Here is a 13,161-nt window from a genome sequence, read left to right as displayed (position 1 = left end):
TCGTTTTTATCTCATGACTTTCCGCCATCGCCTCGCCACGCTTGAAGACCTGCCGACCATCGTCGCCATTTACAACACCACCATCGCCTCGCGCGAAGTGACTGCCGATACCGAACCGGTGTCAGTCGAATCGCGTTCGCAGTGGTATCACGATCACACGCCGGATAAGCGTCCGCTGTGGATTATTGAGTCGGAAGAGACGGGTGCTGAAATCCTGGGCTGGATGTCGTACTCGAATTTCTATGGCCGTCCAGCCTATTCGGGCACGTCCGAGATTTCGATTTACATCGCCGAGGCATGGCGCGGCAAAGGCGTGGGCCGCTACTGCATCGAGCAGGCGATTGCCTATGCGCCGCAGATCAAGGTGCACACGCTGCTGGGCTTCATTTTCGGCCACAACAAGCCTAGCCTGGGCCTGTTCGCCAAATTCGGTTTTGAAACCTGGGCCCACCTGCCGAAAGTGGCAAACCTTGACGGCGTCGAGCGCGACCTGATTATCCTTGGAAAACGCGTGGCGTAAGGTGGATTTGCGGGCTGTCGAAATCGACCACCGCTGAACGGCCGCCGTTCATCAACATGCTGAACGGCGTGCTGTCGTTGATGCCGCAGCGCAGGCTGGACTGCATGTGGCCGAACTGGCCAAAGCCGTGATCGTGCGGCTGGCTGGCATAGGCATCGATTTCCAGCCCTTCCACGCGGGCCCGCAGGCGTTCGATCTCATGTCGCAAGGCCGCCAGTTCCTGATCTTTTTGCTCCAGCTGGGCTTGGTAGCGGCGTTCGGCATCCAGATGCAGCTTGTCCGCCAGTTGCTCAACCAGCGCTTGCAGGCTGCGGCTGGTGTCTTCGCGCTTGAGGCCGGCGCTGTTGTCTTCTTCCGCCAGCTCTTTCAGGTGCTTGTGGATGGTGGACTTGGAGCCGGTGTCGCCCAGCGCATGGCGGACCGCATCAACCGAAGGGTAGCGCCCCTCGGCCAACAGCTGGTCGCGGGTTTCCCTGACTTGAGACTTGGTTAATCCGGTACGCGCCATGTTTTCATCCTTTTAAACTCAGGAACTGGCTTGACCTACCAGTCCACGATTCTGTGCACGGTTGAGTTTAGGGTGCACGATCGGAATCGTCAACATGGTGCTGCCTGCAGCCATCAATAACAGCGCGGTGAAAGTGCCGTTGGTGATGATTTGCTTGTCCAGCAGGATGTTGGCAAACACGATTTCGATCAGGCCTTTCGATTGCAGCAGCCAGCCGATGATCGAGGCTTCACCGTCTTTCCATTTCAGGATTTTGCCGGCGATATGGGCGCCAGCCAGCTTGCCGCCGACCGACGCCACCAGCAGCAGGCCCGCCACGAAGAATACCGAGTAGCCACCCATGTCCCACTTGGTGCGCAGGCCGGTGCTCAGGAAGAAGACTGGCATCAGCACCAGCAGTACGCTGTTGAACAGGCGGTCCAGGTTCTCGATGCCAAACCATTCCGAATCCATCACCACACCAGCCAGGAAGGCGCCAACCATGAAGTGCAGGCCAGCCCAGTCCGCGCCGAACGAGCAGGCGATCAGCCAGATCAAGGCGACGTACCAGCGGTCGCTCTGTTCCAGTCGCGCCATCAGGCGGCGGAAGGCAAAGGTCAGCAGGGTGAAGGCGACCAGGAAACCGGCTTGGCGGCCCACGCGCTCCCAATCGAGCATGATCAGCGCCAGCACGCCCCAAATGGCGACGTCGTCCAGGCTGGCGTAGCGCATGATGCGCTGGCCCATCGGCTGGCGCAGGATGTCGAGTTTTTCCAGCAGCAGTACCAGGACCGGCAGCGCGGTGACGGCGCAGGCCATGCCGGTGCCCAGCATGAACTGCCAGTTGGCGGCTTTGGCGCCGATCCAGCCTTGGTAGTTCATCAGCAGCAGCGCGGCGCCGCAGCCGAACACCAGCGGCACACCCAGCGACAGGCCGGCGGTGGTGGCGCTTTCGCGGCGGTATTGCCAGACTTTTTTCAGGTCCAGCTCAACGCCAGCCAGCATTACGAATAGCATTACACCCCATTGGGAGATGCCGTTCAGGGTCTTGGTGACGTCTGGATTGAAGATGAATTTGTGGTAGTCGGGGAACAAAGCGCCCATCACACCCGGGCCCAGGACGATACCCATGATGATCTGAACCACCACCAGCGGCGCGAAATAATCGGTTTTACCGAGGCGCCAGACCAGATAGGGTGTGACGAAAATCAGTAGCATTGCCAACAGGAAAATTTCGGTGGTGCTCATAAGTCTCCTTTTATCGTGTAACGTAATTACATAACGTGCACGAATGCTAACCTAGCAATTGGCAAATAGGAAAGCGTTTTTTAATGCCCGTGGCAGATCAGGTACAATCGCGGCATGTATATCGATTCTCACTGCCATATTAATTTCCCGGAGCTGGCCGCCCGCATGCCGGACATCCTGGCGCAGATGGAGCACAACAAGGTGACCCATGCGCTGTGCGTGTCGGTCGATTTGCCGGACTTCCCGCAGGTGCTGGCACTGGCGCACCAGTATCCGCACATCTACGCCTCGGTGGGCGTGCATCCGGACTATGAAGACACGCCGGAGCCGTCGGTGGAGCAGCTGGTGCAGCTGGCCGATGACCCGAAAATTATCGCCATCGGGGAAACTGGCCTCGACTATTTCCGCCTGGAAGGCGACCTGGAATGGCAGCGCGAGCGCTTCCGCACCCACATCAAGGCCTCGCGCATTACGCGCAAGCCGCTGATCATCCACACCCGTAACGCCAGCGAGGACACGATACGTATCATGCGCGAAGAGGGCGCGGGCACGGAGGCGGGCGGCGTGGCCGGTGTCATGCACTGCTTTACCGAATCGCTGGAGGTGGCGCGTGCCGCCATCGAAATGGGCTTCTATATTTCCTTCTCCGGCATCGTGACCTTCAAAAGCGCCAAGGAGTTGCAGGCAGTGGCGCTGGAGCTGCCACTGGAACGCATCCTGATCGAGACCGATTCGCCATACCTGGCGCCGGTGCCGTATCGCGGCAAGATGAATGAGCCGGGCTTTGTGGCGCACGTGGGCGAGTACATCGCCAAGCTGAAAGGCGTGCCGGTCGAGGAAGTCGCGGCGCAGACCACCGCCAACTTCCGCAAGCTGTTCAACGTACCGGCATGATGCAGCGCGCGCGCCGCTTGCTGGTGTTGGCGTTAACCGCCGTGGCGGTCCTGCCTGCCTTGGCTGCCGATCAAACCGACGATGAAGTCGATTTCTTCCGCGCCGCCCAGCTGGATGGCGCGGGCCGGGTGGCGACGGCGCTGCTGCGCGGCGTCAACCCGAATGTCCGCGATCCCAACGGCGAGACTGGCCTGATCGTCGCCATGCGTTACGAATCGCTGAAAGTGGCGCGCCTGCTCATGGACCAGCCGGGCATCGATCTCGAAGCCAAAGCACCTAACGGCAACACGGCCTTGATGATGGCCGCCTTCCGTCAAAACAAAACCGCCGTGCTGGAGCTGCTGAAGCGCGGCGCGCAAGTCAATCAAAAAGGCTGGACCGCATTACATTACGCGGCCGCAGCGGGCAGCGTGGAAATCACCACCATCCTGCTCGACAAACACGCTTACATCGACGCCGAATCCCCATCCGGCATGACGCCATTGATGATCGCCGCCCGCGAAGGCCAGGAAGCCGTGGTCGCGCTGCTGCTGGAACAAGGCGCTGACGCCACCCTGAAAGACGGCGGTTTCCATCTCACCGCCGCCGAATTCGCACTCAAAGCTGACAAGCCGTGGATTGCCAAAACCATCAATACCTTCCTGGCCCGCCGCAAGAATTGACGGGTGTTTGCTGCGTAGTTCCCTGCATGGTGCATCAACAATCTTAACGATAATGTCCTTAGGCACTCACCAAGGACCACCATGCTGAACGAACGCGAAATTGAAAGCTGCTATCTGGGGCAGTTTATTCCAGTCCACTACCATCACAATATGCTGATGGACCAAAACCGCATGCATGGCTTTAAATCGGCCATCGATTATGCCGTCAAGCCGGGCGCCAAGGTGCTGGAGCTGGGCGGCGGCACCGGCGTGCTGTCGTGGTTCGCGGCGGCCAAGGCGGCCAAGGTGTATTGCGTCGAGTTCAATCCGGATATGGTGAAGGAGGCCCGCAAATTCCTCGCCAAGAATCCAAACGGCGAAAAGGTCGAAGTGATCCACGCCGATGCCTTTGAATACCTGCCGCCGGAACCGGTCGATGTGGTGATCTGCGAGATGATCCACGTCGGTATGCTGCGCGAAAAACAGGTGGAGGTGATTGAGTCGTTCAAGCGCCGCTATCTGGAGCGCTTCGACGGTCCGCTGCCGGTGTTTCTGCCGGAAGCCGTCATCATGGCGGTGCAGCCGCTGCAGCAGGAGTACGATTTCGAAGGCTTCTACGCCCCCATCGTGCAATTCCAGGAAACCACGGTAATTTACCCGGGCACGGTGGAAATGGCGCAGCCGGCCGTCTACAGCATCATCGATTTCAACCAGCCGAATGAGCTGATTTACACTTGGCAGGGCAAGTTTGTGGTCGAGCGCAACGGCGAGATCAACGCCATGCGCTTTGTGACCAAGAACATTCTGGCGGTGGTGCAGGAACGCTCGACCACCATCGACTGGCTCAATCACTACATGACGCTGCCGCTGGCGATGCCGGTCAAGGCGCGCGAGGGCGATGTGCTGCAGGTGAGCTTCCAGTACCGCGCCGGCGGCTCGATTCCGTCGCTGCAAGCGTCGCTGAAAGCAGAGATCTTGTACGAAGCAGTATTGCAACCTGCCCAGCACATCCCGGCATTCGCGTAAAATCTCGTCTTTTACGCGAGAATTTTATGACTGATACCGATCAACGCTACCTTATCCAGCAAAACAAGATTGCCGACGGCGAAAGCAAGCCGCCGGTATTCGCCAAGGTGATGCGCAGCAAGGAAGGCGTGTTCGAGGGCGTGTCCTTCATTAAATCGAAGGAGAAGGCCTCGATACTGACCATTGAACAGGCCAACGAAGCGATTGCGTGGGCCAACAAGAAGAAGCCCAACGCCAAGGAATACGTCACCAAGATTATCTGCCTCGGCCAGTAATCAGCGCTTCAACGCGCATAAGGTGTGGCCGGCAGCGCCTGGACCGGATTGTTCGGATTCATGGCCTGCTGGTCGACGCGTCCGCGTGCGTCCTGCATGCCGGCGTTCTTTTCGACTGTTTGCATGACAACAGCGTTGGCGATAGTCCACTCACGGAAGGCCGTTTCGGCCGGCTGTTTGTGCATTTCGGCCAGCACGGCCTCCTGGCTGACACCAGCCACCACTTTCCCCAGCCACGTTTGCGCCCACGCCGCCAGTTCCGGCTCGCGGATGTTATGGGCCATTAGCTTGAGCGTATTGCGGGCACGCGCATTGTCGCCCGCATAGGCGTAGGCCAGCGCGGCCGAGCGGGCCAGGGTGTTGATTTCGTGCCCGCTCCTGAAGGCAGAGACAGCCGCTTGCAAAGTCGCGTCATCCGGCGTGGCGGCCGATTTCAGGCCGGTCTGGTAAAGCGCATAAGCTGTTTCAGGCGAGTTTGGATCCAGCGCCAGCGCACGCAACAGGTAAGCGCGAGCGGCCTCCGGCTGCGACATGCGCAAGCTGGCCTGGCCCAGCAGGTAGAGCACTTCCGCATCCGGTGTGCGAGCGGCGATGGTCAGATACGGCAGCGCGTCTTGCGGATTGCCCCAATCGATCTGGGCCCGGCTCAGCACGCGCTGGGCGTAGGCGTTGGCCGGGTATTGCGCCGCCGCGCTGGCGGTACGCTGCAGCAGCGCTTCGCCTTGCTTGCGGTCGGGGCAGGATTTTAGCGCGGCCTCGGCCAGCACAAATTCTCCCGACGATTGTGGCAAGGCCTTGAATTCCATTTTGGCCAGTGGCAGGTCTGGCACCACTACCGCCAAGACCTTGATGTTTTGCCGCCGGTAGCGCCATAGCATGGTACCTAACTCGCTGACCTTGATGCCGTAAGCTTCCTCAAACGCTTGCGTGATCGGCACGTCGCGGTAGACCGCACTCAAGTAGGCAACCATGCGCTGGCGCGTGTCCTCGGTCGACAGCATGTAGTGCGTGAGCAGCCAGGAGCGGGCTGCGAATTCCAGCTTGATGCCCGCCGTGGAGGCGTAGTTGACGCCTTGCGAGTCGTTCTGTTCCAGCACATCCTTGTAGTCCAGGCTGTAGAGCCGCCCTTGTTCCAGGAAATTCAGGTAGTTGCCGACGTTGAGAGGCGTTTTCCCGATGCTCATCTGGGTATCGGTGAAGCGCGCGCTGGCGAAGTAGTGGGCCAGGCCGTCGATGAAGGAGATCGGCTCGCGGATATCGGTGTAGCGGTACAGGAAGTGGCGGGTGTAGGCTTCGTACAGGTAGCTCAGGCCTTCATCACCGGTCGCCAACTGCACACCGAAGCCTTGCACGCCCGCTCTGCAACTATTGTACAGGCCGATGGCATTGGCCGGCTGGGCCAGCGCCAGCCCATTCAGCGCTACCGCACCGTCATGGTAGTAAAAGGTGAGCTTGGGCTCGGCGCCGCTGGATTTGAGGAAGGAGCGGGTGTAAATGCGCAGCATGAAATCGAGCCGTTCCAGCTGGTGCAGCAAGGTGGCGACATCGTCGTTGCTGGTATTGGAGTACACCACAAAGTGCTGGCTCTCGACCCGGAACCATTCGGAAGCGTTGCGCTGGCCGGCCACCACCACGCTGGGCGCCGTAGCCTGCTGCTGCGCATGGACATTCATTACACCAGCGCCGCACAGCGCCACCGCCGCATACCAAGGTTTGAGCATGATTTTTCCGTTTGTCCCCGAAAACCGGCGATTGATCGCCCTTATCTGCAAATGGTCGCATGTCAATTGCGCCTGCTGCACCTCTCGATTAGAGTGTCATTATAGACAATAAATTAACCGTACCGGGGGCGTCTCATGCTGAGTTTTATCCTGTGGCTGGTATTGCTGTTCCTGTGCTGGCCGCTGGCCCTGCTGGCGCTGGTGCTCTATCCGCTGATGTGGCTGATTACTTTGCCGTTCCGCCTGATCGGTATCGGCGTGGAAGGCGTATTTGAGCTGCTGCGCGCCATCGTCATGCTGCCGGCGCGCATCCTAGGCGGCTCGCCGCGCTAAAAATCGACCAGGAAGCCCGCTCCCAGCGATTTCTGCGAGTAGTTGTAATCGATCAGGCTCTGGCCGTACCCTTTGAAGCCTTGCACATAGCCTTTCAGGTTGGCCGCCACCGGGAAGGACCAGCCTACCCGCAGCGCGCCACGGCCGGTGGCGAAATTCCGCCGCGCCATCAGCGATAGTTCATTGCCGTCGAAGCGGTAGGTGGCGTTGATGTCGCCATGCCCCATGAAATCGACGATGTCGATGTTATCGTTGTCGGAGCGTGCATTGTCCAGCCGCTTCCACAGGCGGAACGACACGCCGAACTTGCCTTTCTCCGCCCCCAATTCCGCATACACCCGGTTCCAGCTGCGCGATAGCGTGGAAGTCTGGCCATTTGACTGGTGGTTCAGGCCCAGCGTCAGGTAGCGCACGTCGAGTATGCCCAGGTCCAGATTCAGCGGCGTGGCCAGCATCAGCTCGGGCTGGTAGTTGGTTTCACGGAAGGGACTCGATGCCGCACGGTTGTAAGCTTGCCAGTAGCTGTTCTGGGTGTAGCCGAACCACAGGTCGACCGGCGTACTCATCAACTGCTCGATCAGCTTCATCTTGAAACTGATCTGGTAAGTCAGCTCCACGTGCTTGGATTCGATGCCGGCAGGCGTAAAGTCCTGAAAAGGCGCATCATTGGTGCTTGAACTGTAGTTGACCAGCAGCATATAGGTATCCTTATGCGGCCGGAAGTTGAAGACGCCGCGTTTGGCCGGGCGGTCCAATTCCCATTCCTGCACCATGCGCGAGACGTTGTCTTCGGGCGGAATGGTGGTCAGCGCGGCGACCTTGGGTGGCAATACAGGTTCGGGCGGCGGCGCCGCTGGCTGAGTACGGGCCGGTTCGCCGTCAGGTGTTTGTGCCGGGTGCGCCAGCGTATCGTAGCAGGCCAGGCGGGCGCTGGCATCGCCCAGTACGGAGCAGCGTTCCAGCCGCAGTTCAAGATCGGTGACCTGGGCGAAAGCCAAGGCCGGGCCCAAGCCCAAGGAGAGAGATAAGATTGTTTTCGTTCGCGCTAGCATGTAGTTAGTCCCAACATTAAGGAGAGTGTGATGACCCGCAAGACCCCCATCGAGCGCTACCGCAATATCGGCATTAGCGCTCACATCGACGCCGGCAAAACTACGACTACCGAGCGCATCCTCTTTTATACCGGAGTCAACCATAAAATTGGTGAAGTGCACAACGGTGCGGCGACGATGGACTGGATGGAGCAGGAACAGGAACGCGGGATTACCATCACTTCGGCCGCTACCACCGCCTTCTGGAAAGGCATGGCCGGTAACTTCCCTGAGCACCGCATCAATATCATCGACACCCCGGGCCACGTCGACTTTACCATTGAAGTCGAACGCTCGATGCGGGTGCTGGACGGTGCGGTGATGGTGTATGACGCTGTCGGCGGCGTGCAGCCGCAGTCGGAAACCGTGTGGCGCCAGGCGAATAAATACCATGTGCCGCGGATTGCGTTCATCAACAAGATGGACCGCGTCGGTGCGGACTTCTTCCGCGTGCGCGAGCAGATTGCCAGTCGCCTCAAAGGTGTGGCGGTGCCGATCCAGATTCCGCTGGGCGCCGAGGATAACTTCCACGGCGTAGTGGATCTGGTCAAAATGCGCGCGATTAACTGGGACGACGAGACGCTGGGCGTCAAGTTCACCTATGAAGACATCCCGGCTGACCTGCAAGGGCTGGCGCAGGAATGGCGCGACAAGATGGTGGAAGCGGCTGCCGAAGGTACGCCGGAATTGCTGGAGAAGTATCTGGACGGCGGTGTGCTGACCGAGGACGAGATCAAGACCGGCCTGCGCCTGCGCACCGTCCGCAACGAGATCGTGCCGATGCTGGCCGGTAGCGCCTTCAAGAATCGCGGCGTGCAAGCGATGCTGGATGCGGTGATTGAGTATCTGCCTTCGCCGGTGGACGTACCGGCCATCGCCGGTCACGACGAGGACGATAATGCGATCGAACGCCATCCGACTGATGAAGATCCGTTCTCCGCGCTGGTGTTCAAGATCATGACCGATCCGTTTGTCGGCCAGCTGACCTTCTTCCGCGTGTATTCAGGCGTGGTCAATTCCGGCGACACGGTGTATAACCCGACCAAGTCGCAGAAGGAGCGTCTGGGCCGCATCCTGCAGATGCATGCGAATGAGCGCAAGGAGATCAAGGAAGTCTACGCTGGCGATATCGCGGCGGCGGTGGGCCTGAAGGGCGTGACCACTGGCGATACTTTAAGCTCGCCGGATCATGTGATTGTGCTTGAAAAGATGATCTTCCCCGAGCCGGTGATTTCGCAGGCGGTGGAGCCGAAGACCAAGGCCGACCAGGAAAAGATGGGCATCGCGCTGAATCGTCTGGCGCAGGAGGACCCGTCCTTCCGCGTGCATACGGATGAAGAGTCGGGCCAGACCATCATGTCCGGTATGGGCGAGCTGCATCTGGAGATTCTGGTGGACCGCATGCGGCGCGAGTTCGGCGTGGAGGCGACGGTGGGCAAGCCGCAAGTGGCCTATCGGGAAACCATCACCAAAACGGCGACCGATGTGGAAGGCAAATTCGTCAAGCAGTCCGGTGGCCGCGGCCAGTATGGTCACGTGGTGCTGACGCTGGAACCGCTGGAAGCGGGCGGCAAAGGCTATGAATTCGTCGACGCCATCAAGGGCGGTGTGGTGCCGCGCGAGTTTATACCGGCGGTGGACAAGGGTATCCAGGAGACGCTGCGTACCGGCGTGCTGGCTGGCTATCCGGTGGTCGACGTGCGTGCCACGCTGACCTTCGGTTCCTACCACGACGTGGACTCGAACGAAAATGCCTTCCGCATGGCCGGGTCGATGGCCTTTAAAGAAGGCATGCGGCGCGCGGGGCCGGTGCTGCTGGAGCCAGTGATGCAGGTGGAAGTCGAAACGCCCGAGGAATTCATGGGCAATGCGATGGGCGACTTGACGTCGCGGCGCGGCATGGTGCAGGGTATGGATGAAATCCCGGGTGGCGGCGGGAAGATCATCCGCGCTTCGGTGCCGCTGGCCGAGATGTTCGGTTACTCAACCACCCTGCGGTCACTGACACAGGGCCGGGCGACCTACACGATGGAGTTCAAGCACTATGCGGAAGTGCCGAAACATATCCTCGACCAGATCGCCGTGACCAAAACGCGTGCAGCTTAAAACGCCTTGAGTTTGAGCTGCACCGAGATCCCGCCGTACAAGCGGTCTTTGTAGGTCGGGATGATCGCGACGTTGACGCCGACGCGTTCATATTCGTAGCTGAGGGTTGGAATGGCGGCGGGAAACCAGCCGCCATTTCGCATTTTCGGGTAGCCGTCAAAGGCGCCGAGCACTGCGCCCACGCGCACCGGACCAAATTTCAAGGGCTGGTAGTAGACGCCGAGGTAGTTGGAGTAGGCGCGGTCGCTGTTATAGAAACGGCCCGCAGTGGCGGAAGCGACGGTGGAGAAGCGCCATTCGGCGCCGATGCCGCCGTTGGCGCCATTCAGGTCTTTGTCGCGCTGGAAGTGGTAGGTGTAGAAGCCGCCGTTGAGCCACACTTCATTCAGCGGCGCCGGTTCGATGGTTTCAGCATTAGCCGCAACGGCCAGTAGCGCCAAACCCACAATACACAAACTTTTCATCATTCGAAGCTTTCTTCTTCCAGGTTGAAGGACGATGGATTATAGCCGTGTATCATGCAAGCATGAAATTACGCACATCCCCGATCCTGCTGGCGCTGGCCGTCACTTCCGCCGGCGCGCAAACCGTCGAATGGCGCGGCCTGCTGGATGTGCGGGCCATCGATTCGGACGCTGGCCGCAGCTTCCTCGACAGCGGCTTGGGCAAGACCCGTTACGACCAGAACTCACCACGCCTGAGCATCGGCCAGGCGGTGCTACGCGCCGACGCCGATTTGTTCGATAGCGTGAGCGCCAGCATGGAATTAAGCGCAGACCAGCAGCATCGCGGCGTGGTGGATGTGCGCGAGGCGCACCTGACCTGGAGCCCGGTGCCGGACGGTGCATGGAAAACCCGCGTGCGCGCCGGTTTCTTCTTCCCGCCGACCAGCGTGGAAATCGATTACGACAGCGTGGGCTGGGTGCCCAAACATACCATCTCCAGTTCTGCCATCAACAGCTGGATCGGCGAAGAGCTGCGCACCAACGGCGTGGAGTGGAGCGCCCGCCGGCTGGGCCGGTACAGTGGTGCGCCGTATGATGTGGGTGTGCTGGCTGCCGTCTACACTGGCAATGACCCTACCGGTACACTGTTGTCGTGGCGCGGCTGGTCGATCAGCGACCGTATCGGCGGCCGTAACGATACTGTGGAATTGGCTGATCTGCCGGTGTACCGGCACCCGTCCGGCTACCTGTTGCGGCAGTCGCGTACCATCCATCCGTTCCGCGAACTGGATGGAAAGCTGGGCTACTACGTCGGCGCGAATATGAATTTCGGCACGGGGCTGGAACTGGCGGCGCTGCACTACGATAACCTCACCGATCCCACTGTGGTCAAGGACGGCCAGTACGGTTGGCGCACGCGCTTTGACCATGTGAGCGCGGTGTGGCGTCCGCAAGGCCAGTGGGAAGTGTCGATGCAGTCGATGCGCGGCGATACCATGATGGGGCGTAACGGCGTGGGACTGGATTTCCAGTCGTGGTTTGTGCTGGCCAGTCATCCGCTCGGCCCCGGCACGGCGGCGGTGCGCTACGACCGCTTCAGCACCAGCGAGCACGATAACATTCCTTCTGATCCAAACAACGAAGTCGGTTACGGCGTGGCGCTGGCATACGATTGGCCGCTGGCCGAGAGCCTGTCGCTGATGACCGAAGCGCTGCTGGTGCGCAGCGAGCGCTCGGCGCGCGTCTTGATTGGTGAACCGGCGCTGCAAATGGAGCGCAGCCTCACGGTCTCGCTGCGCTGGCGTTTTTAAATGGTGACGCGCCAGCCGCGTTTCCAGGCGTAGGCCATCGCTAGCCAGAACACGGCGGTGAAGGCCGCTGCAAACGCCATCGACGCAAACTCCGCGCCGAAGGCCGGCGCCAGCGTGGCGCGGAAAACGGTGTGGTAAAGCGGATCCAGCACGCCACTGGCCGACAGCAGGCAGGTGGCCAGCCACGAACCGGCGTAGGCAGCAATCGCATTCACACCCATCGCGCGGCCCAGCGGTGGCCAGCCTTGGCCATCGATCAGGCGGTAGGCCAGCGCCATCACCAGCATGCCGAAGCCGCCAGTCCACAGCACGAAGGAGGAAGTCCACAGCTGCTTGTTCAGAGGTAGCGCTAACGTTGAGGCCCAAACGCCGCCGAGCAGCATGGCGCCGGCGCCGGCGTAGGCCAGCGTGGCAATGCGCTGCGAGCGTACCCAGTCGCCGGCGCGCATGCCGAGAATGACGGTGGCCAGCGAAGGCAGGGTGCTCAATATGCCTTCAGGATCGTGCGCCAATCCCGTGGCGGCATCATATTGATAAGCGAAGTGGCCCAACAATGCGGTATCAATGCGGTCGGCTAGGTTGGCGCCGGGCTCCATGCCGGTGCCGGCCAGCAGCGCCCAGTAGCCAAGCAGGATGGCGCCCAACACCGCCCACTGTGCGCGTGCATTACGCAGGTAGACCGCCATCAAGCCAGCGACGGCGAAGCAGAAGCCGATCCGCTGCAAGACGCCCAGCAAGCGGAAGCCGCGACCTTCCAGCAGCAACGCCGCGACGACGTTCAGGGCTACACCGAGCAGGATGATGCGCGCGCCGCGCAGCAGCACGGCACGCGCCAGCGGCTGCGCCGGTGCGCCGGCGTCCAGCTGGCGGCCCAGCGCTAGCTGGATCGAGACGCCGACGATCAGCATGAAAATCGGAAAAATGAAATCGGCCGGCGTGCAGCCGTGCCATTCCGCGTGCTCCAGCCACGGATAGACGTGCGACCAGTCGCCGGCGTCGTTCACCAGCAGCATGGCGGCCACAGTTAGGCCGCGCACGGCGTCGATAGAGTTGATGCGCATAG

Annotated in this window: 14 protein-coding genes; 8 read left to right on the top strand and 6 right to left on the bottom strand. The window is 60.6% G+C overall.

The window, feature by feature from the left end:
* Positions 1-13: 13 nt before the first annotated feature.
* Positions 14-520, top strand: coding sequence for a GNAT family N-acetyltransferase (locus GTP46_RS06290; RefSeq protein ID WP_161005756.1), 507 nt, complete (start codon positions 14-16; stop codon positions 518-520).
* Here the strand turns inward: GTP46_RS06290 and GTP46_RS06285 are convergent.
* Entirely contained in the window at positions 495-1,028 is a 534-nt protein-coding gene (locus GTP46_RS06285) for a DNA-binding protein (RefSeq protein ID WP_161005755.1), read from the bottom strand. The genes GTP46_RS06290 and GTP46_RS06285 overlap by 26 nt on opposite strands.
* An 18-nt stretch (positions 1,029-1,046) precedes the next feature.
* Positions 1,047-2,255: a cation:proton antiporter gene (locus tag GTP46_RS06280; protein ID WP_161005754.1), complete on the bottom strand. Its 1,209-nt coding sequence runs from the start codon at positions 2,253-2,255 to the stop codon at positions 1,047-1,049.
* Between the two features lie 114 nt (positions 2,256-2,369).
* Between GTP46_RS06280 and GTP46_RS06275 the strand changes: the two genes are divergently transcribed.
* From GTP46_RS06275 to GTP46_RS06260, 4 genes are read left to right on the top strand one after another with little or no spacing between them, the layout of a single operon-like run.
* Positions 2,370-3,149 carry a TatD family hydrolase gene (locus GTP46_RS06275; RefSeq protein WP_092270791.1) on the top strand — a complete coding sequence of 260 codons (780 nt, stop codon included), beginning with the start codon at positions 2,370-2,372 and terminating at the stop codon, positions 3,147-3,149.
* Positions 3,146-3,811 (top strand): ankyrin repeat domain-containing protein, encoded by a 666-nt coding sequence (locus tag GTP46_RS06270; RefSeq protein WP_161005753.1) that lies wholly within the window; start codon positions 3,146-3,148, stop codon positions 3,809-3,811. Before GTP46_RS06275 ends, GTP46_RS06270 begins: the two co-directional genes overlap by 4 nt.
* A gap of 33 nt (positions 3,812-3,844) precedes the next feature.
* On the top strand, positions 3,845-4,816 hold the full coding sequence (locus GTP46_RS06265; protein ID WP_371869580.1) for a class I SAM-dependent methyltransferase: 972 nt from the start codon (positions 3,845-3,847) through the stop codon (positions 4,814-4,816).
* Between the two features lie 26 nt (positions 4,817-4,842).
* On the top strand, positions 4,843-5,091 hold the full coding sequence (locus GTP46_RS06260; RefSeq protein ID WP_161005751.1) for a hypothetical protein: 249 nt from the start codon (positions 4,843-4,845) through the stop codon (positions 5,089-5,091).
* Positions 5,092-5,099: 8 nt separating this feature from the next.
* On the opposite strand, the gene GTP46_RS06255 is transcribed toward GTP46_RS06260, so the two are convergent.
* A complete protein-coding gene (locus tag GTP46_RS06255; protein ID WP_161005750.1) occupies positions 5,100-6,812 on the bottom strand; it encodes a tetratricopeptide repeat protein in 1,713 nt (570 codons plus the stop codon).
* Between the two features lie 135 nt (positions 6,813-6,947).
* On the opposite strand from GTP46_RS06255, the gene GTP46_RS06250 reads away from it, so the two are divergent.
* On the top strand, positions 6,948-7,145 hold the full coding sequence (locus tag GTP46_RS06250; RefSeq protein ID WP_161005749.1) for a hypothetical protein: 198 nt from the start codon (positions 6,948-6,950) through the stop codon (positions 7,143-7,145).
* Here GTP46_RS06250 and GTP46_RS06245 read toward each other — a convergent pair.
* The gene (locus GTP46_RS06245) at positions 7,142-8,143 is read right to left on the bottom strand and encodes a phospholipase A (RefSeq protein WP_229258817.1); all 1,002 of its coding nucleotides are present in this window, start codon (positions 8,141-8,143) and stop codon (positions 7,142-7,144) included. The two genes, GTP46_RS06250 and GTP46_RS06245, sit on opposite strands and share 4 nt — an antisense overlap.
* A gap of 84 nt (positions 8,144-8,227) precedes the next feature.
* Between GTP46_RS06245 and fusA the strand changes: the two genes are divergently transcribed.
* A complete protein-coding gene (fusA, locus tag GTP46_RS06240; protein ID WP_161005747.1) occupies positions 8,228-10,342 on the top strand; it encodes an elongation factor G in 2,115 nt (704 codons plus the stop codon).
* Here the strand turns inward: fusA and GTP46_RS06235 are convergent.
* A complete protein-coding gene (locus GTP46_RS06235) occupies positions 10,339-10,809 on the bottom strand; it encodes a hypothetical protein (RefSeq protein WP_161005746.1) in 471 nt (156 codons plus the stop codon). The two genes, fusA and GTP46_RS06235, sit on opposite strands and share 4 nt — an antisense overlap.
* Positions 10,810-10,868: 59 nt before the next feature.
* On the opposite strand from GTP46_RS06235, the gene GTP46_RS06230 reads away from it, so the two are divergent.
* A complete protein-coding gene (locus GTP46_RS06230; RefSeq protein WP_161005745.1) occupies positions 10,869-12,098 on the top strand; it encodes a hypothetical protein in 1,230 nt (409 codons plus the stop codon).
* Here GTP46_RS06230 and GTP46_RS06225 read toward each other — a convergent pair.
* Positions 12,095-13,159 carry an acyltransferase family protein gene (locus GTP46_RS06225; RefSeq protein WP_161005744.1) on the bottom strand — a complete coding sequence of 355 codons (1,065 nt, stop codon included), beginning with the start codon at positions 13,157-13,159 and terminating at the stop codon, positions 12,095-12,097. The two genes, GTP46_RS06230 and GTP46_RS06225, sit on opposite strands and share 4 nt — an antisense overlap.
* Positions 13,160-13,161: the final 2 nt, after the last annotated feature.

Source organism: Duganella flavida, assembly GCF_009857445.1.
Lineage (GTDB): Bacteria > Pseudomonadota > Gammaproteobacteria > Burkholderiales > Burkholderiaceae_D > Rugamonas > Rugamonas flavida.
The sequence above is the reverse complement of the archived record's forward strand: the minus strand, read 5'-3'. Positions and strand labels throughout refer to the sequence as shown.

What these genes read in the sequence shown, in the direction of transcription:
- GTP46_RS06290 (WP_161005756.1), top strand. Translation starts at nt 14, where the DNA reads ATGACTTTCCGCCATCGCCTCGCCACGCTTGAAGACCTGCCGACCATC.
- GTP46_RS06285 (WP_161005755.1), bottom strand. Translation starts at nt 1,028, where the DNA reads ATGGCGCGTACCGGATTAACCAAGTCTCAAGTCAGGGAAACCCGCGAC.
- GTP46_RS06280 (WP_161005754.1), bottom strand. Translation starts at nt 2,255, where the DNA reads ATGAGCACCACCGAAATTTTCCTGTTGGCAATGCTACTGATTTTCGTC.
- GTP46_RS06275 (WP_092270791.1), top strand. Translation starts at nt 2,370, where the DNA reads ATGTATATCGATTCTCACTGCCATATTAATTTCCCGGAGCTGGCCGCC.
- GTP46_RS06270 (WP_161005753.1), top strand. Translation starts at nt 3,146, where the DNA reads ATGATGCAGCGCGCGCGCCGCTTGCTGGTGTTGGCGTTAACCGCCGTG.
- GTP46_RS06260 (WP_161005751.1), top strand. Translation starts at nt 4,843, where the DNA reads ATGACTGATACCGATCAACGCTACCTTATCCAGCAAAACAAGATTGCC.
- GTP46_RS06255 (WP_161005750.1), bottom strand. Translation starts at nt 6,812, where the DNA reads ATGCTCAAACCTTGGTATGCGGCGGTGGCGCTGTGCGGCGCTGGTGTA.
- GTP46_RS06250 (WP_161005749.1), top strand. Translation starts at nt 6,948, where the DNA reads ATGCTGAGTTTTATCCTGTGGCTGGTATTGCTGTTCCTGTGCTGGCCG.
- fusA (WP_161005747.1), top strand. Translation starts at nt 8,228, where the DNA reads ATGACCCGCAAGACCCCCATCGAGCGCTACCGCAATATCGGCATTAGC.
- GTP46_RS06235 (WP_161005746.1), bottom strand. Translation starts at nt 10,809, where the DNA reads ATGATGAAAAGTTTGTGTATTGTGGGTTTGGCGCTACTGGCCGTTGCG.
- GTP46_RS06230 (WP_161005745.1), top strand. Translation starts at nt 10,869, where the DNA reads ATGAAATTACGCACATCCCCGATCCTGCTGGCGCTGGCCGTCACTTCC.
- GTP46_RS06225 (WP_161005744.1), bottom strand. Translation starts at nt 13,159, where the DNA reads ATGCGCATCAACTCTATCGACGCCGTGCGCGGCCTAACTGTGGCCGCC.